Origin of the sequence: Burkholderia sp. MSMB1835 (assembly GCF_001526365.1) — a bacterium.
Lineage (GTDB): Bacteria > Pseudomonadota > Gammaproteobacteria > Burkholderiales > Burkholderiaceae > Burkholderia.
Window position 1 is genome coordinate 195,742 of sequence record NZ_LOYP01000015.1, and the last position, 26,382, is coordinate 222,123.

At 68.5% G+C, this 26,382-nt stretch carries 24 protein-coding genes; 14 read left to right on the forward strand and 10 right to left on the reverse strand.

Going from position 1 to position 26,382, the window contains the following annotated elements; translation table 11 throughout:
* Positions 1-223 precede the first annotated feature (223 nt).
* On the reverse strand, positions 224-1,873 hold the full coding sequence (locus WS96_RS07395; RefSeq protein WP_059831541.1) for an IclR family transcriptional regulator: 1,650 nt from the start codon (positions 1,871-1,873) through the stop codon (positions 224-226).
* Between the two features lie 177 nt (positions 1,874-2,050).
* On the opposite strand from WS96_RS07395, the gene WS96_RS07400 reads away from it, so the two are divergent.
* Both WS96_RS07400 and WS96_RS07405 read left to right on the forward strand, forming a co-directional pair.
* Positions 2,051-3,010: an MBL fold metallo-hydrolase gene (locus WS96_RS07400; RefSeq protein ID WP_034204902.1), complete on the forward strand. Its 960-nt coding sequence runs from the start codon at positions 2,051-2,053 to the stop codon at positions 3,008-3,010.
* Between the two features lie 186 nt (positions 3,011-3,196).
* On the forward strand, positions 3,197-4,543 hold the full coding sequence (locus tag WS96_RS07405) for an MFS transporter (protein WP_059831543.1): 1,347 nt from the start codon (positions 3,197-3,199) through the stop codon (positions 4,541-4,543).
* Positions 4,544-4,793: 250 nt separating this feature from the next.
* Here the strand turns inward: WS96_RS07405 and WS96_RS07410 are convergent, their stop codons facing one another.
* Positions 4,794-5,594, reverse strand: a complete 801-nt coding sequence (locus WS96_RS07410; protein ID WP_059831672.1) for an SDR family NAD(P)-dependent oxidoreductase — start codon at positions 5,592-5,594, stop codon at positions 4,794-4,796.
* Positions 5,595-5,726: 132 nt separating this feature from the next.
* Between WS96_RS07410 and WS96_RS07415 the strand changes: the two genes are divergently transcribed.
* On the forward strand, positions 5,727-6,686 hold the full coding sequence (locus tag WS96_RS07415; RefSeq protein WP_059831544.1) for a GlxA family transcriptional regulator: 960 nt from the start codon (positions 5,727-5,729) through the stop codon (positions 6,684-6,686).
* A gap of 86 nt (positions 6,687-6,772) precedes the next feature.
* Complete coding sequence (locus tag WS96_RS07420) at positions 6,773-7,921, forward strand: epoxide hydrolase family protein (RefSeq protein WP_059831546.1); 1,149 nt, start codon at positions 6,773-6,775, stop codon at positions 7,919-7,921.
* An 84-nt stretch (positions 7,922-8,005) separates the two neighbouring features.
* Here WS96_RS07420 and WS96_RS07425 read toward each other — a convergent pair whose 3' ends face one another.
* A complete protein-coding gene (locus tag WS96_RS07425; protein ID WP_050010988.1) occupies positions 8,006-8,497 on the reverse strand; it encodes a 2,4'-dihydroxyacetophenone dioxygenase family protein in 492 nt (163 codons plus the stop codon).
* A gap of 167 nt (positions 8,498-8,664) precedes the next feature.
* Between WS96_RS07425 and WS96_RS07430 the strand changes: the two genes are divergently transcribed.
* From WS96_RS07430 to WS96_RS07440, 3 genes are read left to right on the forward strand one after another with little or no spacing between them, the layout of a single operon-like run.
* On the forward strand, positions 8,665-9,135 hold the full coding sequence (locus WS96_RS07430; protein WP_059831547.1) for a MarR family winged helix-turn-helix transcriptional regulator: 471 nt from the start codon (positions 8,665-8,667) through the stop codon (positions 9,133-9,135).
* A 37-nt stretch (positions 9,136-9,172) separates the two neighbouring features.
* Positions 9,173-9,508, forward strand: a complete 336-nt coding sequence (locus WS96_RS07435; protein ID WP_059831549.1) for a hypothetical protein — start codon at positions 9,173-9,175, stop codon at positions 9,506-9,508.
* On the forward strand, positions 9,505-10,746 hold the full coding sequence (locus tag WS96_RS07440) for an MFS transporter (protein ID WP_059831550.1): 1,242 nt from the start codon (positions 9,505-9,507) through the stop codon (positions 10,744-10,746). Before WS96_RS07435 ends, WS96_RS07440 begins: the two co-directional genes overlap by 4 nt.
* Positions 10,747-10,764: 18 nt before the next feature.
* On the opposite strand, the gene WS96_RS07445 is transcribed toward WS96_RS07440, so the two are convergent.
* A complete protein-coding gene (locus WS96_RS07445) occupies positions 10,765-11,715 on the reverse strand; it encodes a LysR family transcriptional regulator (RefSeq protein ID WP_034206192.1) in 951 nt (316 codons plus the stop codon).
* A 105-nt stretch (positions 11,716-11,820) separates the two neighbouring features.
* On the opposite strand from WS96_RS07445, the gene WS96_RS07450 reads away from it, so the two are divergent.
* Entirely contained in the window at positions 11,821-13,176 is a 1,356-nt protein-coding gene (locus WS96_RS07450) for an aspartate aminotransferase family protein (RefSeq protein WP_059831674.1), read from the forward strand.
* Positions 13,177-13,225: 49 nt separating this feature from the next.
* Positions 13,226-14,743, forward strand: a complete 1,518-nt coding sequence (locus WS96_RS07455; protein WP_059831552.1) for a CoA-acylating methylmalonate-semialdehyde dehydrogenase — start codon at positions 13,226-13,228, stop codon at positions 14,741-14,743.
* A 126-nt stretch (positions 14,744-14,869) separates the two neighbouring features.
* On the opposite strand, the gene WS96_RS07460 is transcribed toward WS96_RS07455, so the two are convergent.
* The gene (locus tag WS96_RS07460) at positions 14,870-15,244 is read right to left on the reverse strand and encodes a COG4315 family predicted lipoprotein (RefSeq protein ID WP_027782957.1); all 375 of its coding nucleotides are present in this window, start codon (positions 15,242-15,244) and stop codon (positions 14,870-14,872) included.
* Positions 15,245-15,655: 411 nt separating this feature from the next.
* Between WS96_RS07460 and WS96_RS07465 the strand changes: the two genes are divergently transcribed.
* Complete coding sequence (locus tag WS96_RS07465) at positions 15,656-16,033, forward strand: nuclear transport factor 2 family protein (RefSeq protein WP_059831676.1); 378 nt, start codon at positions 15,656-15,658, stop codon at positions 16,031-16,033.
* A gap of 116 nt (positions 16,034-16,149) precedes the next feature.
* The gene (locus WS96_RS07470; RefSeq protein WP_059831554.1) at positions 16,150-16,998 is read left to right on the forward strand and encodes a dienelactone hydrolase family protein; all 849 of its coding nucleotides are present in this window, start codon (positions 16,150-16,152) and stop codon (positions 16,996-16,998) included.
* 43 nt (positions 16,999-17,041) lie between these two features.
* Here WS96_RS07470 and WS96_RS07475 read toward each other — a convergent pair whose 3' ends face one another.
* A complete protein-coding gene (locus WS96_RS07475) occupies positions 17,042-17,845 on the reverse strand; it encodes a helix-turn-helix transcriptional regulator (RefSeq protein ID WP_059783589.1) in 804 nt (267 codons plus the stop codon).
* Between the two features lie 133 nt (positions 17,846-17,978).
* Between WS96_RS07475 and WS96_RS07480 the strand changes: the two genes are divergently transcribed.
* Complete coding sequence (locus WS96_RS07480; RefSeq protein ID WP_059831556.1) at positions 17,979-19,385, forward strand: APC family permease; 1,407 nt, start codon at positions 17,979-17,981, stop codon at positions 19,383-19,385.
* A 64-nt stretch (positions 19,386-19,449) separates the two neighbouring features.
* The gene (locus WS96_RS07485) at positions 19,450-20,559 is read left to right on the forward strand and encodes a DmpA family aminopeptidase (RefSeq protein ID WP_059831557.1); all 1,110 of its coding nucleotides are present in this window, start codon (positions 19,450-19,452) and stop codon (positions 20,557-20,559) included.
* Between the two features lie 138 nt (positions 20,560-20,697).
* Here WS96_RS07485 and WS96_RS07490 read toward each other — a convergent pair whose 3' ends face one another.
* Both WS96_RS07490 and WS96_RS07495 read right to left on the reverse strand, forming a co-directional pair.
* Positions 20,698-20,910 carry a hypothetical protein gene (locus tag WS96_RS07490; protein ID WP_034204888.1) on the reverse strand — a complete coding sequence of 71 codons (213 nt, stop codon included), beginning with the start codon at positions 20,908-20,910 and terminating at the stop codon, positions 20,698-20,700.
* Between the two features lie 136 nt (positions 20,911-21,046).
* Positions 21,047-23,230 (reverse strand): FUSC family protein, encoded by a 2,184-nt coding sequence (locus WS96_RS07495; protein WP_059831559.1) that lies wholly within the window; start codon positions 23,228-23,230, stop codon positions 21,047-21,049.
* A gap of 188 nt (positions 23,231-23,418) precedes the next feature.
* On the opposite strand from WS96_RS07495, the gene WS96_RS07500 reads away from it, so the two are divergent.
* Entirely contained in the window at positions 23,419-24,366 is a 948-nt protein-coding gene (locus WS96_RS07500) for a LysR family transcriptional regulator (RefSeq protein ID WP_059783581.1), read from the forward strand.
* Positions 24,367-24,459: 93 nt separating this feature from the next.
* Here the strand turns inward: WS96_RS07500 and WS96_RS07505 are convergent, their stop codons facing one another.
* Together WS96_RS07505 and WS96_RS07510 are read right to left on the reverse strand one after the other, a co-directional pair.
* Positions 24,460-24,762: a DUF4148 domain-containing protein gene (locus WS96_RS07505; protein ID WP_059831561.1), complete on the reverse strand. Its 303-nt coding sequence runs from the start codon at positions 24,760-24,762 to the stop codon at positions 24,460-24,462.
* Positions 24,763-25,014: 252 nt separating this feature from the next.
* On the reverse strand, positions 25,015-26,157 hold the full coding sequence (locus WS96_RS07510) for a porin (RefSeq protein ID WP_059831562.1): 1,143 nt from the start codon (positions 26,155-26,157) through the stop codon (positions 25,015-25,017).
* Positions 26,158-26,382: the final 225 nt, after the last annotated feature.

A 26,382-nucleotide genomic window follows, 5' to 3' on the forward strand; every position in this document is an offset into this window, starting at 1 on the left:
CGAAGCCCCATGTAGGTGGCGAGTTAGGGATAACCCTAATCATAGCGAAGGGCTGCCGTCTTGTGAAATGCGATTTCGTTATATGAGAATTACTGACAATTCCTGTTGCTGCCGCGCAACATGACCGTCGGCTGCGCGGGCGTGCCGGACAGGCGCGACGCGGCCGTGCCGGCACGGCTGCGCGTGGAGGAAAAAGGAATTCGAGCGTACGGAGCGGGCGCGATTACCGGCCGATCCATCCGAAGCGCCACGACAATCGCCGCGTCGCGGCCCGCAGCGTCTGCGCCAGCTCGCTGTCCGGCCCGCGCGGAAAGCCGCGCGACGAGCCGATGATCGCGATCACGAGCCGGATGCTGCCGGTGTGATCGAACACGGGTGCGGCAATCGTTCCGATGCCCGGCACCGGCGCGTCGAACGCGAAATCGAGTTCGTCCGCGCGGATCGCCGCGAGCCGGGCGCGGAAGGCCGCGTCGTCCGGTGCGGCGGGCGCGCCGGCGAGGCGCACGGGTTCGTTGGCGAGCAGGTCGGCCAGCACGTCGTCGGACATGCCGGACGCGAAAATCCGGCCGATCGCCGTATTGACGAGCGACATCACGGTGCCGACCTGCAGGCTCACGTGCTGCGGCCGCGCCGATTCCTCGAGCCGGATCACGGTCGGCCCGAGCGGCCCGAGCGTCGCGGCGGCCACGCTCATGTCGGTCGCGCCGGCGAGCGCGACGATCTCGGCTTCCGCGTCGCGCGTCGGCGACACGCGCTGCATCGCGATCAGGCCGAGCGCCTGCGCGAGCGGGCCGCCGTCGAAGCAGCCGGCGTCGTCGCGGCTCAGCAGGCCGATCTTCTGCAGGCTGACGAGATGCGGAAATGCCTTCGCGGCCGGCATGCCGGCCGCCGTCGCGAGATCGCGCAGCGGCAGCGCGCGACCCGCCGACACCAGCGCGAGCAGCAGCTCGCCGGTGCTGTCGAGCGCATGGATTCCGCGCTGGGCTTTCGCGTCGTCGGCCAGCGCGGGCGGGACGCGCGCGGCGCCCGGCGCCGGCGCGGGCGCCGGTTCCGCACGCGCGGCGCCGAGCGACGCGGTGGCTTGCCGCGCCGCCCCGCGCAAGGCCGCCGCGATCGGGCCGTCCCAGTCGACATCGATCGATCCCGTCGAACCGATCACCGTCAACGCGAGTTGCAGGCGCCCGTGCGCATCGAAAACGGGCACGCACATCCCGCTGACGCCCGGGCTCGGCCGGTCGATGCTGCGTTCGATGCCGCGCAGGCGAATCGTGTCGAGTTCGACGGGTTGCGCATCGCCGTCGGGCGCGCCCGACGCGCTGTCGGCGCCGGCGAGCGTATCGCCCGCGCCGGCCTGGCTGGCCGCCATCGCATCGAGTTGCGCGGGCTCGCCGAACGCGCGGAACACCCGGCCGGTCGCCGTCGTGTCGAGCGACATCACCGAACCGACATGCAGGTTCATGTGCAGCGGATAGCCGCCGCGCTCGATGCGCACGATCGTCGGGCCGAGCACGCCCGGCACCGACAGCGCGACGCTCAGGCCGACCGTTTCCGCGAGCCGCGCCGCGTGCGGCAGCGTCGCGCGGTAGGCCGGCTGGCGCTCGATCGACATCAGCCCGAGCCGCAGCGACAGCGGGCCGGGCTCGTAGTTGCCGGTGATCGCATCGCGCTTGACGAGCGCGAGCCGCGTCAGGCTCACGAGATAGGTGTGCGCCTGCGCGGTGGAAAGATCGGCGGCCGCGGCCAGCTCCGACAGCCCGAGCGGCTTGCGCCGGCGCGCGAGCGCGTCGAGCAGCCGGCCGCCGACCTCGACACTCTGGATACCGCGCTGCGCCTTGGGCGGCGCATCGTCCGCGCTGACTTCGTGGTTCTGCACGCGATGATTCTTCCGTTGACGAAACCCCGCATGGTATCCGACGCCATTTCCCGCGCCCGCCCGCAGGTTTACCCGTATTAGACAATAGCAAGCATGTTTGTCATTGACAAATATTCGGTGCGGGCAGATGATCCGCTCATTCCCCTCAACACATGGCTCGAAGCCACGGAACGCACAATGGCCAAAGCATTCGCCTCCCAAGCCGATCTGGAAGAGAAGAAAGTCACCTGGACGCAATTGTCCGAGAACGCATACGCGTACACGGCCGAAGGCGACCCGAATTCGGGCGTGATCGTCGGCGACGACAGCGTGCTGATCGTCGATACGACCGCGACGCCCGCGATGGCGCAAGACCTGATCGCGAAGATCCGCAGCGTGACCGACAAGCCGATCAAGCACGTGGTGCTGTCGCACTACCACGCGGTGCGCGTGCTCGGCGCGTCCGCGTACTTCGACGAAGGCGCGCAGCACGTGATCGCGAGCCGCGGCACGTACGAGATGATCGTCGAGCGCGGCGAGGCCGACATGAAGTCGGAGATCGAGCGCTTCCCGCGCCTGTTCGCCGGCGTCGAGACGGTGCCGGGCCTGACCTGGCCGACGCTCGTGTTCGAGCGCGAGATCACGCTGTTCCTCGGCAAGCTCGAAGTGAAGATCATGCACGTCGGCTCGGGCCACACGAAGGGCGACACGATCGTGTGGCTGCCGTCGCAGAAGGTGCTGTTCTCGGGCGACCTCGTCGAATACGACGCCGCGTGCTATTGCGGCGACGCCCAGCTCGAACAGTGGCCGGCCACGCTCGAGGCGCTGCGCGCGCTCGGCGCCGAGAAGCTCGTGCCGGGCCGCGGCCCCGCGCTGCTGAATCCGGCCGAGGTCGACAAGGGCCTCGACTACACGAAGGATTTCGTCACGACGCTGCTCGCGCAGGGCCGCAAGGCCGTCGAGCGCAATCTCGACCTGAAGGCGGCGATGGCGCTCACGCGCGAAGCGATGGATCCGAAATTCGGCCACGTGTTCATCTACGAGCACTGTTTGCCGTTCGACGTGTCGCGCGCGTTCGACGAAGCGAGCGGCATCACGCATCCGCGCATCTGGACCGCGCAGCGCGACAAGGAAATGTGGGCCGCGCTGCAGGACTGAACGGCGCACGGCGGCGGGGCGGCGTTCACATGACCGCCTCGCCGTTCTTCTGAGGGTTGCGGCATGCGCGGCGGCATCGCGCCGCGGTGCCGGCAACCGTATCCGGTCTCACAAGAAAGCAGGGCGCATGCACGCCCTCGGAGACTGCTGCGCGCTCGACGGCGCGCGGCCCGTTTGGAGAGAGACATGCCCCAATCGCTTCCCGCCGAAGCGACGCTCGCGCACGCGAGCGCTTCGGCGCCGACTTCCGCATCGAACGATGCGCTGCTGTTCCGCAAGATCGCGTGGCGGATCGTCCCGTTCCTGTTCCTCTGCTACGTCGTGTCGTTTCTCGACCGCATCAACATCGGTTTCGCGCAGTTGCAGATGAAGCACGATCTCGGCTTCAGCGACGCGATGTACGGGCTCGGCGCCGCGGTGTTCTACGTCGGCTACGTGTGCTGCGAAGTGCCGAGCAACATGCTGCTCGCGCGGTTCGGCGCGCGCCGCACGTTCACGCGGATCATGCTGCTGTGGGGCATCGCGTCGACCGGAATGATGTTCGTGTCGCAGCCGTCGCATTTCTACGTGCTGCGCTTCCTGCTCGGCGTGTTCGAGGCCGGCTTCTTCCCCGGCATCGTGCTGTACCTGACCTACTGGTTTCCCGCGAACCGGCGTGCGGCGGCGATCTCCGTGTTCTTCGCGGGCGTCGCGGTGGCCGGCGTGCTCGGCGGGTTGCTGTCCGGCTGGATCATGCGCGACATGAGCGGCGTGCTCGGGCTGCACGGCTGGCAGTGGATGTTCGCGATCGAGGGCGCGCCGGCGATCCTGCTCGCATTCGCCGCGTTCGCGTGCCTCGTCGACCGGCCTCGGGACGCCACGTGGCTCACGTCCGACGAAAAGGCGCGCGTCGCCGCGCTGTGCGTCGAAGGCCGCGCACACGGCGGCGCACACGACGGGCGCAGCGTGATGGCCGCGCTCGCGAATCCGCGCGTGTACCTGTTCGCGTTCGTCTATTTCTCGCTGACTTGCGCGTCGCTGACGCTGAACTTCTGGATGCCGCTGATGATCCGCGACTTCGGCGTGACCGACGTCGTCGCCGTGAGCCTCTACACGGTCGTACCGAACGCGGTGGGGGCGGTCGGGCTGATCCTGATCGCGCGCCGCTCGGACCGCACCGGCGAGCGCCGCAAGCACTTCGCGTGCTGCACGATCGGCGGCGGGCTCGCGCTCGCGGCGCTGACGCTGCACCTGCCCAGCTTCGTGGCGATGCTCGCCTGCCTGTCGATCGCGGCGACGCTGATCTTCGCCGCGCTGCCGATCTTCTGGGCCGTGCCGACCCGCTACCTGTCCGGCAACGCGGCCGCGGCTGGGATCGCGCTGATCAGCAGCATCGGGATCACGAGCGGCATCGTCAGCCCGTGGGTGATCGGGATGATCCGCACGCGCACGGGCAGCATGGATCTGGCCGTGTATCTGCTCGCCGCGCTGCTGGTCGCGAGCGGCGTGGCGCTGATGGTCGGCGTGAAGGGCGAAGGCCCGCGGCGCGTCTGAACGGGCAATGGCCGGTCGTCGCCCGCGGGCGGCGGCGACCGACGTTCATCCCCCGTCTGCACCGGAATCCGTCGAGGAGACGAGCGAGGTAAGCCCGTCTGCAAGCTCACGCCGTGCGCGACGCGACGGCGGGACCGGCGACGCGTTGTAGCGCCGCATCGGCGCGCGGATCGTGCCGTTCCTCATCTGCCATATCGTGTCGATCCCGGACCGCATCAACAGTACGAGCCGCCGGCGGTCCGGCGTGCGCTCAGCGAGCCGGCGCGTAGCGCGGCGCGGGCGTGTCGGCCGACAAATGCGGCGCCATCGTGCGGCGTGCGGCCTCGTACGCCTCCCATTCGTCGGCCGCACGCAGCGACGGGATCGTCACGAGTTCGCCGCGATCGAACCCGACCAGCGCCGCATCGACCAGGTCCGTTGCCCGCATCACGATCTCTTTCGGCAGGTGCTCGAGCGGCAGGCCGCCCGTCTGCCAGAAATCGGTGGCCGTCGCGCCGGGCAGCACGGCCTGTACCTGCACGCCCTGGCCGGCGAGCTCGTGATGCAGCGACTGGCTGAATGCGAGCACGAATGCCTTGCTGCCGCCGTACACGCCGTTCAGCGTTTCCGGCGAGATCGCGACGATCGACGAAATGTTGATCACCGCGCCGTGGCCGCGTGCGACGAAACCGGGCACGGCCGCATAGGTCAGGCGCGTGAGCGCGGTCACGTTCAGGTCGATCATCCGCGTCATCGCGTCGACGTCGCTGTCGAGCAGCGGCGCATGCGTGCCGATGCCGGCGTTGTTCACGAGCAGCGTGATGCTCGCGTCCTGTTTCAGCTTGGCTTCGACCGCGGCGAGCGCCGTGCGGTCGTTGAGGTCCGCGTCGACGATCTCGATGCTGCGCTGCGTGTCGTTCGTGATGCGGTCGGCGAGGGCGCCGAGCCGGTCGCGGCTGCGCGCGACGAGGATCAGGTCGTAGCCGCGGCGCGCGAGGCGATCCGCGTAGACGGCGCCGATGCCCGACGATGCGCCGGTAATGAGGGCGGTACCGCGATGTGCTTGCGTCATGATGTACTCCGTTTCGCTGAGGATGGCCGGATGGCGTGAATGCATTCTGGCCTCGAAGCGGTGCGACACAAATGACGTAGATGGGTATGATTCCGGACATCGGGCCAATCGGCACGCGACCGGAGAACGCACATGCACCGAATCGGCTTCTTGATCAGCGACGGCTTTCAGATCATGGCGCTCGCCGCGCAGTCGGTGTTCGAGTACGCGAACATGGGGCTGGACACGCCGTTCTATGCGATGGCCAACTACTCGGTCGACGGCGGCGACGTCCGCTCGTCGCTCGGGCTGCCGGTCGCCACGCGCGCGCTGCGCGGCCGGCTCGGCGTCGATACGTGGATCGTCGCGGGCGTCAACGATCCGCTCGCCGCGCCGGCGCCGGTCGGCGTCGTCGCTTACCTGCGCCGCGCGAACGCGCATGCGCGGCGGATTGCCGGCATCTGCACGGGCGCGTTCGTGCTGGCGGAAGCCGGGCTGCTCGCGCAGCGTCGCGCGACCACGCACTGGGCGTTCGGCCGCGACATGCAGCGGCACTACCCGGAGATTCGCGTCGAGGACGACCGGATCTTCATCGTCGACGGCCCGATCTGGACGTCGGCCGGGATGACGGCCGGGCTCGATCTCGCGCTCGCGATGGTGGAAAAGGACCTCGGCGCCGACGCCGCACGCTCGGTCGCGCACAAGCTGGTGATGCATCAGCGCCGGGCCGGCGGCCAGTCGCAGCATTCGGAAATGCTCGATCTCGCACCGAAATCCGACCGGATCCAGAACGCGCTCGACTACGCGCGCCGGAATCTCGGTCGCGCGCTGACCGTCGAGACGCTGGCCGAGGCCGTCCACCTGAGCCCGCGCCAGTTCAGCCGCGTGTTTACGCTCGAAACCGGGCAGTCGCCCGCGAAGGCGATCGAGCGGCTGCGGCTCGAATCGGCGCGGCTGATGATCGAACAGAGCCGTCATCCGCTCGACGTGATCGCGAAGGAAAACGGTTTTCGCGATCGCCGGCACATGCGCGACGCGTTCGTGCGCGGGTTCGGCGTGCCGCCGCAGGCGTTGCGGCGCGATGCGCGGGCGGACGCGCCGGCAGCGGGCTGACGAGCCGGCGGGGCGGCGGGCGCCGTCCGACGCTTGCCGGCAAAATCGCGCAGAATCTCCATCGACGTTCGTCGCGAGGAGACACCATGCACACTGAACCGTTCGACATTGCGATCCCTGAGCACGCGCTCGACGATTTGCGTCGTCGCGTGCGCGACACCCGCCCGCCGAACCTGACGCCCGCCGAGCCGTGGCAGCAGGGCGTCGACGGCGCGTGGCTGCGCGAATTGGCCGCGTACTGGGCCGACGGCTTCGATTGGCGCGCGGCGGAACGTGCGCTGAACCGGCTGCCGCAGTTCGTCGCGGACGTCGGCGGGCGGCGCGTGCATTTCGTGCATCGGCGCGGTACGGGGCCGAAACCCTATCCGCTCGTCGTCACGCACGGCTGGCCGGGTTCCGCATTCGAATTCCATGCGATGATCGACCGCCTGTGCGATCCGGCCGCGTTCGGCGGCGATCCGGACGACGCGTTCGACATCGTCGCGCCGTCGCTGCCCGGCTTCCTGTTCTCTCCCGCACCGGCGGCGCCCGGCACGTCCGCGCTTCAGGTCGCCGACTGCTGGGCGGAGTTGATGGCCGGCCTCGGTTACCGCCGGTTCGGCGCGCAGGGCGGCGATCTGGGCGCGGGCGTGTCGATCGCGCTCGGCGCGCGGCACGAGGGTGTGGTCGACGGCATCCATCTGAACTACCTGCCGGGCAACTACGACCCGCCGATCGATGCGGCGCTGCCGCCGACCGACGACGAGCAGGCGTTCGTGAAGCAGCGCGGCGATTGGGCGGCGCTCGAAGGCGGATACGCGCACGTCCACATGACGAAGCCGCAGACGCTGGCGGTCGCGCTCAACGATTCGCCGCTCGGGCTGGCCGCGTGGATCGCCGAGAAATTCCGTGCGTGGAGCGATTGCGACGGCGACGTCGCGCGCCGTTTCTCGCACGACACGCTGCTGACCGGCATATCGCTCTACTGGTTCACCGGCTGCATCGGCTCGTCGATGCAGATGTATTGGGAGAACCGGCTGCAGCCGATGCGCTTCGCGGCCGGGCAGCGCGTGGCGGTGCCGATCGCGTTCGCGCGCTTTCCGAAGGAGATCAGCCGGCCGCCGCGCAGCTGGCTCGAACGCGTATTCGACGTGGCGCAGTGGACCGACATGCCGAGCGGCGGCCATTTCGCGGCGATGGAGGAGCCGGACTTGCTGGCCGACGATATTCGGCGGTTTTTCAGGCGCTTCCGGTAACGGGGGCGCGCCGGCGGGAGCCAACCTGTACCGGACCCTGCTCACGCGGGACCGGAGCGGCCGATGCGGATCGCGCCGACTGCGTTATCGCGTAACGAACGCCGTGGCGGCATCCGGCGCCGTACGCGCATGCTTGCGCTGGCGCAGCAGCGCGACGCGGCAATTCTCGCGCGCCGTTTCGCGGCCGTCGTCGTCGAGCAGCACGAGATCGCCGCGCATCACGTTCAGCGTGATCACGTCCTCGCCCGGCGCGCCGAGCGTTTCCGGCGTGTGCACCGAGCCGGCCGGTTCGAGCACCGTCGAACCGGCGTGCGCGACCCAGTCGTATTCGCGATAGCGCCACGCACCCTGCAACGTATGGACGAACACCTCGCCGTCGTGACGGTGGCGCGGCAGCGTGCCGCCGGCCGGCATCTTCAGCAGCGCGGTCAGCGTGTCCTCGGCCGCATTGATGTGCAGGTACTTGATCGCGAGCCCCGGCAGGTCGGCGCTCATCGGCAGCCACGGCAGCGCATCGCCGGGCAGGCACGAGATCGGCGGCAGGTCGGTGGAGAGCGGGGCGGACGGCTGCGTCATGGCGGAAGGCGGTGCGAAAACGGGAAGCCCGCATTATCGCAGAGCCGGATCGCGCGGCCGAACGGGGATGGCCTCGTGCGGAACCCGTGCGCGACGGGCCGATCCTTACGCGCCGAAATAGACAGTCAAACTGTACAGTTTGACTGTCGACGTGCTATCTTGAATTCATGAAACCGCCATCGTCCCCTCCCGACACGCTCCCGCTGGCCGGTCTCGCCGGCGAACTTCGCATTTCGGTCGGCAAGCTGATGCGGCGGATGCGCGAGCAGACCCATCCGAACGACCTCACGTCCTCGCAGAAATCGGTGTTGCTGCGGCTCGATCGCGACGGCCCGGCGACCGTGTCGGCGCTCGCGCGTGCCGAAAGCGTGCGCCCGCAGTCGATGCGCGTGACGGTCGCGACGCTCGAGGCGCTCGGCGCGGTCGCCGGCGCGCCCGACCCCGGCGACGGCCGACAGACGCTGATCGCGCTCACGCCCGGTTTCCGCAAGGTGCTGCAAGCGAACCGCGCGGCCAAGGACGACTGGCTGTTTCGCGCGCTGCACGCGCAACTGTCGGCGGCGGAACAGGCCGAGCTGGCGGCGGCCGTGAAGCTGTTGCAGCGGCTCGCCGAATTCGAGGACCCGGCGCGTCCGTGAACCGTATCGACCCGCTCGCCGAAAGGATGACCCGTACATGAACCTTCTGCATCTCGTGTCGTACTTCTTCGGCGGCGCGTTTCTCGCGAACGCCGTGCCGCATCTCGTCAGCGGGCTGCGCGGCGAGCCGTTCCAGACGCCGTTCGCGCATCCGCCCGGGCGCGGGCTGTCGTCGTCCACCGTGAACGTGGTGTGGGGCGTCGCGAATCTCGCGATCGCTTATGCGCTGGTGTGCCGGGTCGGCGATTTCGACCTGAAGGTCACGGCCGACGCGACGGCGTTCGGGCTCGGCATCCTGGTGCTGGGGCTGTTTCTCGCGCGGCACTTCGGCGCATTGCACGGCGGCAACGCGCCGGACCGGGAGCGGCGATGAGCGTGCCGGCCGCGGGCGTGTTCCGCTCGCTTCGCAGCTTCAACTATCGCGTGTGGGCGATCGGCTCGCTGGTGTCGAACATCGGCACGTGGATCCAGCGTACCGCGCAGGACTGGCTCGTCCTCACGCAGCTCACGCATCACGACGCGTCGGCGGTCGGCACGGTGATGGCGCTGCAGTTCGGGCCGCAACTGCTGCTGTTGCCGTGGACCGGCTACGCGGCCGACCGCTACGACCAGCGCAAGCTGCTGATGGCGACGCAGGCGCTGATGGGCGCGCTGGCGCTCGTGCTCGGCGTGCTGACGGTCACCGGCGCGGTGCGGCTCGAGCACGTGTACGTGTTCGCGTTCCTGTTCGGCTGCGCATCGGCGTTCGACGCGCCGGTGCGGCAGACCTTCGTCGCCGAACTGGTCGGCGACCGCGAGCTCGCGAACGCGGTCGCGCTCAATTCGACGTCGTTCAACGCCGCGCGGATGGTCGGTCCGGCGGCGGCGGGCTTCCTGATCGCATCGGTCGGCACCGGCTGGGCGTTTCTCGCGAACGGGCTCAGTTTCTTCGCGGTACTGGCGTCGCTGTCGCGGCTTCGGGAAGACGAACTGCGCGCGAACGTGCGGGCAAATCGCTCGCGCAGCAGCCTGCTCGACGGGTTCCGCTACGTGTGGGGCCGGCCGGACCTGACGGCGATTCTCGCGATGCTGTTCCTGATCGGCACGTTCGGGCTCAATTTCCAGCTGTTCATTTCGACGATGGCCGCCAGCGTGTTTCACGTCGATGCGCGCGGGTTCGGTTTCCTGTCGTCGATGATGGCGGTCGGCACGATTTCGGGCGCGCTGCTCGCCGCGCGCCGCGAGCAGCCGCGGTTCCGCCATCTGTGGATCGGCGCGGCGCTGTTCGGGCTCGGCTGCACGTTCGCCGCGCTGGCGCCCGGTTACTGGTCGTTCGCCGCCGCGCTGGTGCTGACCGGGATCGCCGCGATCACCTTCATGAATTCGACCAACAGCCTGATGCAGTTGTCCACCGAGCCGGCGATGCGCGGCCGCGTGATGGCGCTGCGCCTCGCGGTCGCGCTCGGCGGCACGCCGATCGGCGCGCCGGTGGCCGGCTGGGTCGCGAACCATCTCGGCCCGCGCTGGGCGCTCGGGGTCGGTGCGGCGTCCGGTTTCGCGGCGGCGCTCGTCGCGACCCACTTCGTCGCGCGCAAGCGGCCGCCGCCGCGCGCGGGCGACGGCGCGGCCTGATCGAACCGACCGCCGCCGCTATGCGGCCGGCCGCGTGGCCGCATGCGCGGCGTCGAGGCACGACTGGAACAGCAGCGCGGCCCGCGACGGCTGCGGCGAGCGTCGCAGCAAGCTCACGAACCGGCACCGGTAATTGAACCGGTGCGGCGCGATCGGCTGCATCAGCCCCTTGCTTTCGAAACTCTCCGCGTAGTGATCGGGCAGGAAGCCGAGATAGCGGCCGGACAGGATCAGCGTCGCGATCGACTCCTGATCCGACGCGGTCGCGCTGCGCGTGAGCTTCGCGCGATGGCTCAGCTCCATGTTCGGCGAATGGAAGCCGAGCCCGGCGAACGCATGGTTGCGGATGGTCGTCCACGTGAGCTTGCCGTGCGGCGCATCGAAGAGCGGATGCTGGCGGCCGCAGTACAGCAGCATCCGTTCGTCGAACAGCGCTGAATAGACGAGGCTGCCCGAGTTGCGGTGCACGGGAATGATCCCGACCTGGTAGCTGCCGTCGATGACCCCGCGCTCGACTTCGTTGATCGACGCGACGTGCAGGTTCAGCGCGACGTCGGGCGCTTCGTCCGCGAACTGGCGGATCGCGTCGCCGAGCCGCGCATTCGCGTTGGTGGCCGTCTTGTCGAACACCGCGATGTGGAGTTCTCCGCCCATCTTGTCGTGAATGCCGTCGATCCTGCTGCGAAATGCCTCCATCGAGGCGAGCAGTCGCAGGGTCTCCTCGTACACCGTCTGGCCCTCGGGCGTCAGCGTGAAGCCCGCGCGGCCGCGCCGGCACAGCACGAGGCCGAGCCGCGTTTCCAGATCCTTCACGTGCCGGCTGATCGTCGAGATGCCGATATTCAGTTCCAGTTCAGCGGCCGCCATCCCGCCGCACTGCACGACGCCCTTGAAGACCCGCAGCAGGCGCAGATCCATGTCGCTGAGCTGGCCGAGCAGCGCGCGGCTCTTCGGTTTCTTTGCTTGCATGATCGAGCAAGTGAACATTGATATTGCGATATTCAAAAGACTAATTGTCGTCCCGACAATGTGCAACATCATCACGAGGAGGAGGGGCGCGCCGCGCCGACCGACATGACCGACATCACCACCGCCCAGCACGACGACACGAACCTCCGCACCGACGCCGCGTGGCTCGATGCGCACTGGATGCCGTTCACGGCCAACCGCCAGTTCAAGGCCGATCCGCGCATGATCGTGTCCGGCAAGGGCGCGTATTACACCGACGGCGAAGGCCGCAAGATCTTCGACGGCCTGTCGGGGCTCTGGTGCACGGGCCTCGGTCACGGCCGCACGGAAATCGTCGAGGCCGTGAGTCGTCAGGTCGCGCAGCTCGACTACGCGCCGGCGTTCCAGTTCGGCCATCCGAAATCGTTCGAGCTTGCCAACAAGATCAAGGAACTGACGCCGGCCGGCCTCGACTACGTGTTCTTCACGGGCTCGGGCTCGGAAGCGGCCGACACGTCGCTGAAGCTGGCCCGCGCGTACTGGCGCGCGAAGGGCAAGGGCACGAAAACGCGCCTGATCGGCCGCGAGAAGGGTTACCACGGCGTGAATTTCGGCGGCATCTCGGTCGGCGGGATCGGGCCGAACCGCAAGCTGTTCGGTCAGGGCCTCGACGCCGATTTCCTGCCGCACACGCAACTGGCCGAGAACAAGTTCTCGCGCGGCATGCCCGAGCACGGCGCCGAGCTGGCCGACCGGCTGCTCGAGCTGATCGCGCTGCACGACGCATCGAACATCGCGGCCGTGATCGTCGAGCCGTTCTCGGGTTCGGCGGGCGTGGTCGTGCCGCCGAAGGGCTATCTGAAGCGCCTGCGCGAGATCTGTACCGCGCACGACATCCTGCTGATCTTCGACGAGGTCATCACGGGCTTCGGCCGCGCCGGCGCGATGACGGGCGCCGACGCATTCGGCGTGGTGCCGGACATCATGAATTTCGCGAAGCAGGTGACGAACGGCGTGCAGCCGCTCGGCGGCGTGATCGCGACGAAGGAGATCTACGACACGTTCATGGCCGCGGGCGGCCCCGAGTACATGCTCGAGTTCCCGCACGGCTACACGTATTCGGCGCATCCGGTCGCCTGCGCGGCCGGCGTCGCGGCGCTCGACCTGCTGGTGAAGGAAGACGCGGTGGCGCGCGTGCGCGATCTCGCGCCGCATTTCGAGGCGGCCGTGCACGGGCTGAAGGGCCAGCGCCACGTCGCGGACATCCGCAACTACGGGCTGGCGGCCGGCCTGACGATCGCCGCGCTGCCGGGCGAGCCGGCGCGGCGCCCGTACGAGATCGCGATGCGCTGCTGGGCGAAGGGCTTCTACGTGCGCTACGGCGGCGACACGATCCAGCTCGCGCCGCCGTTCATCGCCGAGAAGCGCGAGATCGACAACCTGGTCAACGCGCTGTCCGATGCACTGAACGAAGTGGACTGAGCCCGCGCTCGTTCCAAGCGACAACCGAATTCACGAAAGAGCCTGAACGATGAAACACGACAGCAATGTGACCTCCACCGTCGGCCACCTGATCGACGGCAAGCGCGTCGACGGCGGCAGCCGCGTCCAGCCGGTGTTCGACCCGGCGACCGGCGAATCGCACAAGAGCGTCGCGCTCGCCGACAAGCTGACCGTCGAAGCCGCGATCGCGTCCGCGCAGGCCGCGTTCCCGGCATGGCGCAACACGCCGCCGCTGAAGCGCGCCCGCGTGATGAGCCGCTTCAAGACGCTGCTCGAGGAGCACGCGGAAGAACTCTGCGCGCTGATCACGGCCGAGCACGGCAAGGTGCTCGCCGATGCGATGGGCGAGCTGCAGCGCGGGATCGAGAACGTCGAATACGCGACCTACGTGCCCGAGCTGTTGAAGGGCGAGCACAGCAAGAACGTCGGCCCCGCGATCGATTCGTGGAGCGAGTTCCAGGCGCTCGGCGTCGCGGCCGGCATCACGCCGTTCAACTTCCCGGTGATGGTGCCGCTGTGGATGTGGCCGATGGCCGTCGCGTGCGGCAACACGTTCGTGCTGAAGCCGTCCGAGCGTACGCCGTCGTCGACGCTGCGCATGGCCGAGCTCGCGCTCGAAGCCGGCCTGCCGCCGGGCGTGCTGAACGTCGTGAACGGCGACAAGGAAGCGGTCGACACGATCCTGACCGATCCGCGCGTGAAGGCCGTGAGCTTCGTCGGCTCGACGCCGATCGCCGAATACATCTATTCGACCGGCTGCGCGCACGGCAAGCGCGTGCAGGCGCTCGGCGGCGCGAAGAATTTCGCGGTCGTGATGCCGGATGCCGACATCGGCAACGCGGTGAACGCGCTGATGGGCGCCGCGTACGGCTCGTGCGGCGAGCGCTGCATGGCGATTCCGCTGGTCGTCGCGATCGGCGACGAAACGGGCGACCAGGTCGTCGCGGGGCTGAAGGCCGAGATCGAGAAGATGAAGGTCGGGCCGGGCAACGGCGCGGGCGTCGACATGGGGCCGCTCGTCACGCAGCAGCATTTCGAGAAGGTGACGGGCTTCGTCGACGCGGGTGTGGCGGCGGGCGCGACGCTCGTCGTCGACGGCCGCGGCGTGAAGGTCGACGGCCACGACGGCGGCTACTACCTCGGCCCGTGCCTGTTCGACAACGTGAAGCCCGGCATGCCGATCTACCAGCACGAGATCTTCGGGCCGGTGCTCGGCGTGATCCGGCTGAAGTCGCTCGACGAAGCGATGGCGCTGATCGACGCGCACGAATACGGGAACGGCACGTGCCTGTTCACGCGCGACGGCGAAGCGGCTCGCTACTTCAGCGACAACATCCAGATCGGCATGGTCGGCATCAACGTGCCGCTGCCGGTGCCGGTCGCGTACCACTCGTTCGGCGGCTGGAAGCGTTCGCTGTTCGGCGACCTGCATGCATACGGCCCGGATGCCGTGCGGTTCTACACGAAGCGCAAGACGATCACGCAGCGCTGGCCGTCGGCCGGCGTGCGCGAAGGGACGGTGTTCAGCTTCCCGTCGAATCGCTGACGCGACGCGCGCCCGGTTGCATGCAGCCGGTGCGGCGTGCGAGGCCGACGAGGCCCGCCTCGATCGACGATCGGGGCGGGCTTTTTCACGTCCGTGCGATAGGCGCGGAACGCGGCGCAAGAAGGCTTACGGCGCGACCACGTGCCATACGTTCTTGAAGTTGTCGCCGTTGCGCTCGCCCTGTTTCATGTCCTTCGAGAAGAAGTACAGCGGCTTGCCCTTGTATGCCCATTGCGGGCTGCCGTCGTCGCGCTTGACGATCGTGTAGGGGCCGACCGGCACGTCGGTCGCGCTGGCCTTGTACGGCGGCCAGAGGGTTTCGCATGGGCCCGTGCAGGCGCTGGTGCCGGCGTTGGGTTTGTCTTTGTCGAACGTGTAGACGGTCATCCCGTTCGCGGCGACGAGCGCGCCGTTTTCTTCCTTCGTGATGGATCCCTGGGCCGTGGCCGAAGCTGACGCAATGGCGAGCAGGGCGGAGCTGACGAGCAGCGCGGCTTTCATGAGTGCCTCCTGATGGTCCGGTGGGCGGCCGCGATCGCGCACGGGCGAGCGTGCGCCGGAATCGCGATGAATGGTGCCGGAGCACGGCGCCGTCGCCGCCAGCCCGCCCGCGCGAGCGATGCCGGGGCGAATGGCGACAAACGGGGCGCCTTATTCACGATAGGCGGTTTTTGGCGACGCTGCGAGAAGATCGGGGGGCATATCGGCGTCACGCACGCAGCGCGCAACGGCGCGGCGATCGTCGATGTGCCCGGGTATTCGGCATCCGTCCCCGAGCCTGCGCCGCGCGTGCGTTGCGGAGGCAACGACCGCGATACGGGTTTGCGTGGATGACATCGCGCGCGTTCCGCCGGAATATCTCCGTCAGCGCGAGCCGGGCTCGCGCCGAGCCTTTTCCGGGAGGTGACGACGATGCTTCGGGACCCAGGCGATGTTGCGCGCGCCAGCTATCGCGCGTATGTCGACAAGGACCGCGACGCGATCGAAGCGCTGATCGCGCCGGATTTCCATTTCACGAGCCCGCTCGACAACCGGCTCGACCGCGATGCGTATCTCGCACGCTGCTGGCCGAACAGCGAAATGCTTGCCGGTTTCGAATTCGTCGACGTCGCCGTGCACGGCGACTACGTGTTCGTCGTGTACGAAGCCGTCACGACCGCCGGCAGGCGGTTCCGCAATGCCGAACGGTTGCGTATTCGCGATGGCCGGATCGTCGAGGCCGAAGTGTATTTCGGCTGGTACGTGCCGCATCCGGCGCCGGATGGCGGGTTCATCGAATCGGGCAGGTGAACATAGTCGCGCGGCGCGAAGCTGACGTTTTGCCGTCGCGCGCCGCCCGCCGGGGTGTGTCAACCGCGGCCACCCCGTTGCCGTTGTCGTGTCATCCGACCACGCGGGAGCGACCGATGCGCAAGTTGCTGACGGCGATGTTACTGGGTTGTGCCTCCGCGATCGCCGGTGCGCAGACCGTCGTCCACTTCCCGTCGACCGACAGCCCGACGACGATGCTCGACGGCTATCTGTTTCCTGCGCCCGGCGCCGGCCGCCATCCGGCGCTCGTGTTTCTGCACGGCTGCGGCGGGATGTTCGCCAGGTCCGGCAAGCTCTACGCGCGCGATCGCGACTGGGCCGAACGCTTCAACGCGGCCGGCGTCACCGTGCTCGAAGTCGACAGCTTCACGCCGCGCGGTCACGGCGAGATGTGCGCGCCCGCGCATTTCGTCGGCGACATCTATCGGGCGCGGCCGTTCGACGCGTATGGCGCGCTGCGGTATCTGCAGACGCTCGACACCGTGCAACCCGATCGGATCGGCGTACTCGGCTGGTCGCAGGGCGGCGGCACGGTGCTGAACGCGATCCGGGCGTCCAGCCCGGCCCGGCCGGCATCGCTGCCGGCCGGCGACTTCCGCGCGGCCGTCGCGTTCTATCCGGCCAGTTGCAACACGACCGCGCAGGGACCGGCCTGGCAGAGCCCCGTGCCGCTGCTCGTGCTGATCGGCGAGGGCGACGTGTGGACGCCGTACGCCGCCTGCAAGACGCTGTTCGATTCGGTCGCGCCGGGCACGGACGCGACTTTCCATGCGTATCCGGGTGCATATCACGATTTCGACTGGCCGAACATGCCGGTGCACGCGATCGCGTCGTTCACGACGCGCGCCGGCGTCGTGCCGATTACAGGCACGGAGCCCGCCGCACGCGCGGACGCACAGCAGCGCGTGGCCGATTTCGTCGGCGCCAAGCTGCTCGGCCACTAGGCCGTCGGCGGCGACGCAGGGCGTGTGCCGGCGTGCGTTTCGCTCAACCGGCTGCGTCGTCCTCGCCCAGCGCCTGGATGAACCGCGAAAACAGTTCCGGCTGCGACGCGATCCCGAGCTTCGCGTAAAGGTGCCGCCGATGCACCTTCACCGTTTCGGGCGAAATCGCGAGCCGCTCGGCGATCGCCTTCGACGAATTGCCGCGCAGCACCATGCGTGCGATCGCCATCTCGCGATCGGTCAGCACGCCCGCGCCGAAGCGCGCGAGCGCCTGCTCGACGCGCGCGCCGAGGCCCGCGTCGGGCGTCGCGCGTGCGGTGTCGCCCACCAGCCGCCAATGCTGCCGGATCGTCGCGATCACCCACGGCATCGCGGCCGTCAGCTTGCCGAGCGGCTCGACGTCGAAGCGCGTCGATGCGCCGAGCGACAGCGACAGCAGCGTGTCGGCGTTCGGCCGCACGAGAATCTGGATCTCGTCGTCGCCGACCGCGTCGCGGAAATAGCTCAGGAAATACTCGCTCTGCCGGAACAGGTCGGGTGCGACTTCCTCGAGCCGGTAGCAGCCGTCGGCGAGCCCGTCGTGCGCGGCCTGCAGGAACGGATCGAGCAGATATAACCCATTCAGGTAAAGCGGCACCGGCGACGCGGCGTCGGTGCCGCCCGTGTCGTATTCGTCGAGCACGAGCGGCACGCCGTCGCGGCCGATCGCGGTCGCGAGCGCATTGTCGAACGGCGTCATTTCGTTGAGCAGCAGCACGAGGAACCGCCAGAAGCGCGGCTGGCCGAGATGATCGATTGCGCGGCCAAGCGCCTGGTGCATCGCGATTTCGGAAAAGAGACGATCCATACCACCACCGGAAGGGCGTAACACGAAGGGGGAATAGCGGTCCTGAAATTGGCTTCCTAGACTGCCACGCAATCAATCGGGCCCGAGTATGGGTGTTCAAAAATACGCAGGATAGGAGCGACAGGAGAACGAAATGGCGATGATGTCGGAATCGACGGGCAGCCTGCAAGCGGCGCCTGCAACGGAAGACGCGCCGCGCGCGTTGTCGCAGACGCTCAGCGTGCGCGATGCGGTGATGATCACCGTGTCGGGCGTGACGCCGGCCAGCTCGATCTTCGTGATCGCGCCGTTCGCGATCCAGCAGGCCGGCAGCGGCGCCGTGCTGTCGTTCGTGCTCGGCGGCGTGCTCGCGCTCGCGTTCGCGCTCTGCTATGCGGAACTCAGCGCCGCGCACCGCAGCGCGGGCGGCGAATACGTGATGGCCAAGCGCGTGTTCGGCACGCTGCCCGGCTACCTGACCTTCATCACGGTGCTGTCCGTCAGCGTGTTCATCCCGGCCGTGCTCGCGAGCGGCGCCGCGCCGTACCTGAACAACGCGCTCGGCACGCACTTCGGCAACCAGTCGGTCGCGCTGACGATCGTGCTGCTCAGCTATCTGCTCGGCATGCTGAACATCAAGACGAACGCATGGATCACCGGTGCGTTCCTGGTCGTCGAAATCGGCGTGCTGATGCTGATCGCGGGGCTCGGTTTCGGGGCGCCGCACCGCGGCGCCGACGTGCTGATCGCACCGGTCGTCGCGAGCGGCAATGCGCTCGTGCCGGCGACGCTCGCGGCCATCGTGCCCGCGATCGGCACCGCGATCTTCTGCTACAACGGCTTCGGCTCGGCAGCCTATCTCGCGGAAGACCTGCGCGGCGGCAATCGCAACGTCGCGAAGGCGGTGATCTATTCGCTGCTCGTGATCCTCGTCGTCGAACTGGTTCCGCTCACCGCGATCGTGCTGGGTGCGCCGTCGCTGAGCGACCTGACGAAGAGCGCCGATCCGATCGGCTACGTCGTGCGCTCGCTGAGCAATCCGGCCGTGTCGCGCGTGGTCAGCGGCGGGATCTTCCTGTCGGTGTTCAACGCGATCATCGCGATCGTGATCACGATGGGCCGCCTGCTGTACAGCAGCGGCCGGCACGCGCTCTGGTCGCGCACCTGCAACCGCGCGTTCTCGACGATTCATCCGCGCCTCGAATCGCCGTGGCTCGCGACGCTCGCGCTTGCGATACCGTCGGCCGGGCTCGTGTTCGTGTCGAGCCTCGACGAGTTGACCGCGTTCACGGTCGACCTGTTGCTGCTGATCTATCTCGTCGTCGGGCTGGCCGCACTCGCGAGCCGGTTCGTGCGCCGCGACGTCGAGCATCACTACCGGATGCCGCTGTGGCCCGCGACGCCGCTCGTCGCGGTAGCCGGCGCCGCGTATACGCTGGTCACGACGTTGGCGACGGCGACGAAGCCCACCGACCTGATCATCATCGCGGGGCTGCTGGTCGCGGCACTCGTGATGTACGTGGCCTGGGCGCGCCACAGCGACGCGTTCCGCGCGCTCTGAGCACCGGATCGACACCTTGTACCATCGACACACCGAACCATTGAAAGACGGGAGGAATCGCATCATGCGCACGAGGGATCTCGGCATCCGTATCGGACTCGGCACGCCGGGCCGCTTCAACGCGATCACGGACGTGCCGGGCGTGCGGGTCGGACATTGCACGCTGAACATCGAGAACGGCGACGCGTCGGTCCGCACCGGCGTCACCGTCGTCGAGCCGCGCGCGGGCGCCGCGCACGATTCGCCGTGCTTCGCGGGCGTGCACGTGCTGAACGGCAACGGCGACGCGACCGGGCTCGAATGGATTCGCGAAGCCGGCCTGCTGACGACGCCGATCGCCTATACGAACACGCACAGTGTCGGCGCGGTGCGCGACGCGCTCGTCGCGAACGAACGCGAAGCGGCGGCAGGCCGCGTGTACTGGTGCATGCCGGTCGTGATGGAAACCTACGACGGACTGCTGAACGACATCTGGGGGCAGCACGTGAACGCCGCGCATGTCCGGCGCGCGCTGGCTGCCGCCCAGTCGGGGCCGGTTGCCGAAGGCGGCGTGGGCGGCGGCACGGGCATGATTTGCCATGAGTTCAAGGGTGGGATCGGCACCGCGTCGCGCGTGCTGGCGAGCGACGCGGGCGGCTGGACCGTCGGCGCGCTCGTGCAGGCGAATTACGGCGTGCGCGAGATGCTGCGCGTGGCCGGCTACCCGGTCGGCGAAGTGCTGCGGCACGTGCATTCGCCGTTCCGCGACGCAGAGGCGAAGGGCGAAGCCGGCATGGGCTCGATCGTCGTCACGATCGCGACCGACGCCCCGTTGCTGCCGCATCAATGCACGCGTCTCGCGCAGCGCGCGAGCGTCGGGCTCGCCCGCGTGGGCGGCGGCACCGAGGATTCGAGCGGCGACATCTTCGTTGCGTTCGCAACCGGTAACGACGGCTTGCCGGCAGCGAACTACGGCAGCAAGGGCATGCCGACCGCCGACGTGCGGATGGTCAACAACGACCATATTTCCGCGCTGTTCGTCGCGGCGGCGGAAGCGGTGGAGGAGGCGATCGTGAATGCGCTCGTCGCGGGCGGCGACGTCGAGTCGCGCGGGGCGCGGGTCGAAGGGCTCGGGCAGGCGCGCTTGCTGGATGCGTTGCGCGAAGTGGGCTGGCGGCCGGGGCGCGGCGCCTGAAACGGCAAGCGCCGCTTCAATCGAAGCGGCGGGGAGCGGGGCGGCGATGCGGCGATCGGCCGGACCGCCGTCCGCCCGCGCACGTCGTGCGTGCGGTGCGGGCGATGCGGGCCTGGCCGTGACGAGGCGGCGTCATGCTCAGCTGCCGAAGTAGATGTTGCAGAAGCTGACGGGGCCGACGCAGGCGTTCGGGTCTTCCTGCTTCGATTGCGCGCGATCGACGCGGCCGGCGGCCTTGATCGCCTCGGCGCGGTTCGCCTGTTGCGGTGCGGCGTCTGCCGGCGCCGGCTGCGCGTGGGCGACGGCAGCGGTGAGCGACAGGGCAACGAGGGCGAGGTGCAGCGGCTTCATTTTGTTTCTCCTGGGTGAGTGCCAGTCTCGCTGGCAGTGAGGAAACTATAGGCTCGCACTGCTTGAAGATTAATCGCCGCGGGTGGAGAGCTTATTTCCATCCGGAACAACGATCCCGTTGCGCGCGCATCGAGCTTCAACGGCGATGCCGATTGAACGGCGCGTCCTTGTCGAGCAGCGCGCTGCGCATGAAGTGCAGACAGCCGACGATTCGCTGCATGTTGCGACGCGCGTCGGGCACCGCGTACCACGCCTGCAGCGCATGCTGCGCCGCGCGGATCGCGAGATTCACGGATTTCAGCGTGCGCGCATGGCGAACGGGCGTCGGATCGTCGAAGAAGCGCGGCAGTTCGAGCAGGACCGCATCGATCGAACCGGTCCAGCGCAGCGTCTGCGGCGGTTTCGATGCCCGGAACGCGTGCAACTCGTCGCGCAGGTCGATGACCGCGTGGCCGACCTCGAGCGTCGACAACATCCAGCGCAGCGCATCGCGATGCTGCCGCGTGCGGCGCACCAGCAGCGTGCGCAGTTGCGCCATCAGGTCGTGCGTGCTCGACTGGAAGCGCTGCGCGAGGCCGTCCGGCGCGCCTTCGCACGCCAGCGTGACCTGGCGGCGCAAGTCGTGCGCGATCCGGCCGGTGAGCCAGCGCATGTGCGTCGGGAACACGACGGCGAACACGAGCGCGCAAGCGAGCATCGCGACGACGATCGCCAGCCCGTTGTTGATCAGCACTTCAGGCGTATACGCGATCGCGTTGTCGGGGCCTGCGAGCAGGCAGAAGAACACCGCGAAGCCGATTCCGTAGCCGGACAACCCGGGCCGCATCGCGAGAAACGCGCCGAGGCCCAGCACCGGCGCAAGCGCCGCGCACAGCAGCGGAAAGCCGTCGATGTTCGGATAGACGTAGCACAGGAACAGGTAGCCGACCGCGGTCGCGCACGCCGCACCGACACCCATCTGCGCGACGAACTTCGGCGCGCGCGGCGAGGTCGAGCTGAGCGCGCATGCGATCGCGGTGGCGATCACCGCGAGCGAGCCGCTCGGCCATTCGGACGCGATCCAGAACGCGCTCATCGCACCGACGGCGACCACCGTGCGCAGGAACGCGAAACCGACGAAGAACGCGTTGGTTTTCACCGCGTAATGGGTGACCGAGCGCTCGAACGCGTGATCGTCCTGGTCGAGCGACGCGTACGTGTCGACGTAGCCGAGATATTCGGCGACGAACCGGTACAGCAGCTCGATCGCGGTATCGAAGTCGAGCAGGCCGCCCGCCGCATGGTCCTCGATCACCCGCCGCGACGCGCGCGCGGTCTTCGGCAACGCACCGTGGAAGCGGCGCAGTTCGAGCAATGCGCCGGTCGCCGGTGCGAGGCCGCGCCGGCATTCGTCGCGCAACGCGGCGAAGCGCAGCGCGAGCGCATCGACGTGCGGCGCCAGCGCGTCGAGCACCGCGTCCGAGCGATTCGCGCGCAGCCGTTTGACGAGCTGGTGCAGTGCATGCAGCCGCGTGCAGGCGTTCATGAACTCGCTGTTCAGCCGCGCAAGCCGGCGGCTGCGCGCGCGAATGTGCGGATCCTCGAACGACGCGAACGCGCGGTTGGCTTCGAAGCCGACGATGTCGTCGACGAAATCGGCGAAGCGTCGTTCGAAATCGCCGCGCGCGACGTCGCCCGACAGCGCGCCGGCGGCGAACGCGGCAAACGTCGCGTGGCGCGCGCTCAACGAGCGCATCAGCGCCTTCGCGGAGCTCAACGGCAGGATCAGCGCGCTGACCGCGCCCGAGCATGCGATGCCGAGTGCGACTTCCGCGGCGCGCGTGAGCGCGGACTGGAACAGCGTCTGCGGCGTCATCACGGCCGGCAGGCCGATCAGCGCGGCCGTGTAGCCGGCGAGCACGAAGCCGTACCAGCGGAAATGGCGGTTGCGCACCGCGAGTGCGATGCAGCCGCCGATCCACAGCGTGATGCCGGCCATGTACAGCTCGGGCTGCTGCGCGAACAGCCCGCCGAGCGCGAGCGCGCCGACGAGGCCGGCCGCCGTGCCGAGCACGCGGTAGAAGCTCTTCGCGAACACCATGCCCGACAGCGGCTGCATCAGCACGAACACGGTGGTCATCGCGGTGCGCGGTTGCGACATCTCCAGACGCATCGCGATGCCCATCGCCAGCAGCGCCGCGAGCACGGTTTTCGCGAGGTGCAGCCAGATCAATCCGTCGGTCGCGGCCCAGTCGCGCGCCGCGTCACCGAGCGGGTCGAGCCACGCGCTCCATCGTGCCGGTTCGATGGAAGGTCGCTCGATCGCAGGTGGTGGCTTCATGAAAAGAGGGGGCCGGCGCGGTGCCGCGGCGCGTCCGAACGGCCCGTTCGACTGGGGAGGCGCCGATTGTAGGAGGGCGGCGCGCGCGCATTAACGCCGTTGCGGGGAAACGATAGTTGCAGCCGAGGTAACAATCTCTCGCATTCCGTGGAGGAAAATGGCGGCTCCGCTACAGGTCGTTCACAGGAATGGATACCCTACAAAACATGCGGGTGTTTTCGCGCGTCGTCGAGACGGGCAGCTTCACCGCCGCCGCGCAATCGCTGAATTCGACGACGGGCGCGATGTCGCGCGCGGTGTCGGAGCTCGAGGCGCGCCTGCGCACCCGTCTGATGAATCGCTCGACGCGCCGTCTCGCGCTCACGTCGGCCGGCGAAAGCTATCTGCGGCGCTGCCGCCAGATCCTCGCCGACGTGGACCGCGCGGAAGAGGAGGCGAGCTGCGCGCACGAGCGCCCGGCCGGCGTGCTGCGCATGCACAGCTTCGCGAGCGTCGGTCACCACTACGTGTTGCCCGCGCTGACGCGCTATCACGCGCAGTTTCCGGACGTATCGATCGAGCTGTCGCTGTCGCAGCGCATGCCCGACCTGTTCGACGGCACGAGCGACATGGCCGTCGTCACCGCGTCGTCGTTGCCCGATTCGGAACTCGTGTCGCACCTGCTCGGCTCGACGTTCAGCATTCTGTGCGCATCGCCCGATTACGTGAAACGGCACGGCGTGCCGGCGCGCCCGCAGGATCTCGCCGCGCACGCGTGCCTGACGCTGTGTACGCCTGCGTTCCCGACGCACGAATGGGTGCTCGAAGGGCCCGAAGGCGTCGAGCAGATTCACGTCGCCGGGCCCGTGCAGACCAATACCGCCGAATCGCTCGCACTCGCGATCCGCGACGGCATCGGAATCGGCATGCTGCCGCTGTATTCGGCGATCGATGCACTGCGCGACGGCACGCTCGTCCGTGTGCTGCCCGCGCATATCCTGCAGAAGATGAACGTGCATGCGCTGTACCCGTCGCGCCGCTTCGTCGATGCGAAGGTGCGGACCTGGGTCGAGATGCTGCGCGCCCAGGTGCCGGCGATGATCGCGCGCGACGTCGAGATGCTGAACGCGATCGACCGCGAACCGCAGGCCGCCTGAACGCCGTGCGCATCGGCGCGCGGCGGGTCGTTTCATTTCCATGCCGAATACGCGTCGCTCGCCATGCATGCGCGATGCGAGCGACGCGCACCGTCACGGCGCGGGCCTCGCCGCCGCGCCCGATTCGGTTGCCGGCTCGCCGGCCGGGCCGTACGCGGCCTGCGCCGCTTTGCGCTCGGCGAGACGCTTCGCCTGCAGTCGCTCCTGCGCCGCGAGGATGTCGTCCGGATAGTTGCCGACTTCGCCGCGCGCCGGGTTGTAGCCGACCGATTCGAGATCGATCAGCTCCTGCAGCACCTGCGCGCGCGTGACCGGCGATGTCGCCTGCTGGGCGAACGACAGGGCCGGTGCGGCAAGCAGGACGGCGGCGGCCGCGGTAACGACGAGCGATTTCACGTGGTTCTCCTGAATACGGGGTGGGTGGCCGGATCGACACGCCGCACGCGATGCGCGGCTCCGACCTTCGACGTCAGTCTACGCAGCGCTTCCACGCGAAAACACCCCGATTCCAGGAGGGCTGCGTTCCAGAAGGAACAACATTGGCGGCGTCGCCCGCGGCGACCGAACCCGTGTGCGAACACGGGCGCCGTGCACACGGGCGTCGTGCATACGAGTGCCGCGCAGAGGGACGCCGCCGCGCGACGCCGATCAGAACCGCGTGCGCATGCCGATCGTGCCGACCACCTGGTTCGCCGTGCTGGATGCGCCACCCGACGTGTTGATGAACGCCTGATAGCCGCGGCCCGACGCATGCTGGAACATCGCTTCCGCGTACAGGTCGGTGCGGCGCGACAGCTTGTACACGGCCTGCAGGTCGACCTGATGCCATTTCGGGTCGGTCCCATGCTTGCTGTCGGGATTCGACACGCTGGCGTCCGTATAGACATAGGCCGCGCCGACACTGATGGCCGGCGTGACCGCATAGCGCACGTTCACGTCGTAGTTGTTGAACGCGATCTGGCCGCTGGAGCCGAACGCGCCCGTGTTGTCGTACTGCGAGCGCGTGTAGACGAAGCCGGCGGTCACCGGGCCGAACACGTAGCCGACACCGCCGCCGTAGGTGCGCATGCGGTCCGAGCCGATCGACCAGCCGCCCTGGTTCAGGCTCTTCGCTTCGGCCGAATCGGTCGCGCCGGGGCTCGCGCTCGTCGAGCCCTTCGTGCCGTTCATCTGCAGGTACGCGCCGGCCAGCTTCAGCGGACCGTTCGTGTAGCTCGCGGCCACGCTGTATGCGCGGTTCGCGCCGAAGTTCGCCGAGTTGGAGAACGCGTACAGCGCGCCGACCTTGAAGCCCGCGATCGTGTCGCTCGTGTACTTGACCGCGTTGTTGATGCGCAGCGAGTGGTTCAGGTTGTCGTTGTCGAACGGATGCGCGAAGCCCGTATCGCCGAAATCGCCCGACGTCGCGGACAACGGCGCGACGAAGTCGACCATCGTGTCGTACTGGCGGCCGAGCGTCAGCGTGCCGTAGCCGGCGCGGCTCAGGCCGACGTACGCGTGCCGGCCGAACAGCTTGCCGTCCTGGCCGAGCCCGCCGTTGTTCGCGTTGAAGCCGTTTTCGAGCACGAACAATGCCTTCAGCCCGCCGCCGAGATCCTCGGCGCCGCGCAGGCCGAAGCGGCTGCCGTTGATCGTGCCGGTCGTCATGCGCCACTGCGACGCGCCGTTCACGTTGTTGGTATAGGCGATGCCGGCGTCGATCAGGCCGTACAGCGTGACCGAGCTTTGCGCGTGGGCGAGCGGCGCGAACAGGGCGCCGGCGCACGCGCCGGCGATCAGGGTTTTTTTCATCGTGAAGCTCCTGCGTGTGGGACTGGAAACAAAGTTCGGCGCAAGTATAGGAATGCGCGGCGCGCGCAAGGACGCAGCGGCCGCGAGCGCACCGTTCCTGATCCCGCAAGAGTCGTTCACAAAACCGACACGACGACGCGCGTGCGCGCCGGGCCGGCGGTTCCTGCCTGGCGACCGGCACGCGGCTTCGGCCCGGTGCGGCCGGCTGTCGTGTCGATGCAACAT

What these genes read in the sequence shown, in the direction of transcription:
- WS96_RS07400 (WP_034204902.1), top strand. Translation starts at nt 2,051, where the DNA reads ATGGCCAAAGCATTCGCCTCCCAAGCCGATCTGGAAGAGAAGAAAGTC.
- WS96_RS07405 (WP_059831543.1), top strand. Translation starts at nt 3,197, where the DNA reads ATGCCCCAATCGCTTCCCGCCGAAGCGACGCTCGCGCACGCGAGCGCT.
- WS96_RS07410 (WP_059831672.1), bottom strand. Translation starts at nt 5,594, where the DNA reads ATGACGCAAGCACATCGCGGTACCGCCCTCATTACCGGCGCATCGTCG.
- WS96_RS07415 (WP_059831544.1), top strand. Translation starts at nt 5,727, where the DNA reads ATGCACCGAATCGGCTTCTTGATCAGCGACGGCTTTCAGATCATGGCG.
- WS96_RS07420 (WP_059831546.1), top strand. Translation starts at nt 6,773, where the DNA reads ATGCACACTGAACCGTTCGACATTGCGATCCCTGAGCACGCGCTCGAC.
- WS96_RS07425 (WP_050010988.1), bottom strand. Translation starts at nt 8,497, where the DNA reads ATGACGCAGCCGTCCGCCCCGCTCTCCACCGACCTGCCGCCGATCTCG.
- WS96_RS07430 (WP_059831547.1), top strand. Translation starts at nt 8,665, where the DNA reads ATGAAACCGCCATCGTCCCCTCCCGACACGCTCCCGCTGGCCGGTCTC.
- WS96_RS07435 (WP_059831549.1), top strand. Translation starts at nt 9,173, where the DNA reads ATGAACCTTCTGCATCTCGTGTCGTACTTCTTCGGCGGCGCGTTTCTC.
- WS96_RS07440 (WP_059831550.1), top strand. Translation starts at nt 9,505, where the DNA reads ATGAGCGTGCCGGCCGCGGGCGTGTTCCGCTCGCTTCGCAGCTTCAAC.
- WS96_RS07445 (WP_034206192.1), bottom strand. Translation starts at nt 11,715, where the DNA reads ATGCAAGCAAAGAAACCGAAGAGCCGCGCGCTGCTCGGCCAGCTCAGC.
- WS96_RS07450 (WP_059831674.1), top strand. Translation starts at nt 11,821, where the DNA reads ATGACCGACATCACCACCGCCCAGCACGACGACACGAACCTCCGCACC.
- WS96_RS07455 (WP_059831552.1), top strand. Translation starts at nt 13,226, where the DNA reads ATGAAACACGACAGCAATGTGACCTCCACCGTCGGCCACCTGATCGAC.
- WS96_RS07460 (WP_027782957.1), bottom strand. Translation starts at nt 15,244, where the DNA reads ATGAAAGCCGCGCTGCTCGTCAGCTCCGCCCTGCTCGCCATTGCGTCA.
- WS96_RS07465 (WP_059831676.1), top strand. Translation starts at nt 15,656, where the DNA reads ATGCTTCGGGACCCAGGCGATGTTGCGCGCGCCAGCTATCGCGCGTAT.
- WS96_RS07470 (WP_059831554.1), top strand. Translation starts at nt 16,150, where the DNA reads ATGCGCAAGTTGCTGACGGCGATGTTACTGGGTTGTGCCTCCGCGATC.
- WS96_RS07475 (WP_059783589.1), bottom strand. Translation starts at nt 17,845, where the DNA reads ATGGATCGTCTCTTTTCCGAAATCGCGATGCACCAGGCGCTTGGCCGC.
- WS96_RS07480 (WP_059831556.1), top strand. Translation starts at nt 17,979, where the DNA reads ATGGCGATGATGTCGGAATCGACGGGCAGCCTGCAAGCGGCGCCTGCA.
- WS96_RS07485 (WP_059831557.1), top strand. Translation starts at nt 19,450, where the DNA reads ATGCGCACGAGGGATCTCGGCATCCGTATCGGACTCGGCACGCCGGGC.
- WS96_RS07490 (WP_034204888.1), bottom strand. Translation starts at nt 20,910, where the DNA reads ATGAAGCCGCTGCACCTCGCCCTCGTTGCCCTGTCGCTCACCGCTGCC.
- WS96_RS07495 (WP_059831559.1), bottom strand. Translation starts at nt 23,230, where the DNA reads ATGAAGCCACCACCTGCGATCGAGCGACCTTCCATCGAACCGGCACGA.
- WS96_RS07500 (WP_059783581.1), top strand. Translation starts at nt 23,419, where the DNA reads ATGGATACCCTACAAAACATGCGGGTGTTTTCGCGCGTCGTCGAGACG.
- WS96_RS07510 (WP_059831562.1), bottom strand. Translation starts at nt 26,157, where the DNA reads ATGAAAAAAACCCTGATCGCCGGCGCGTGCGCCGGCGCCCTGTTCGCG.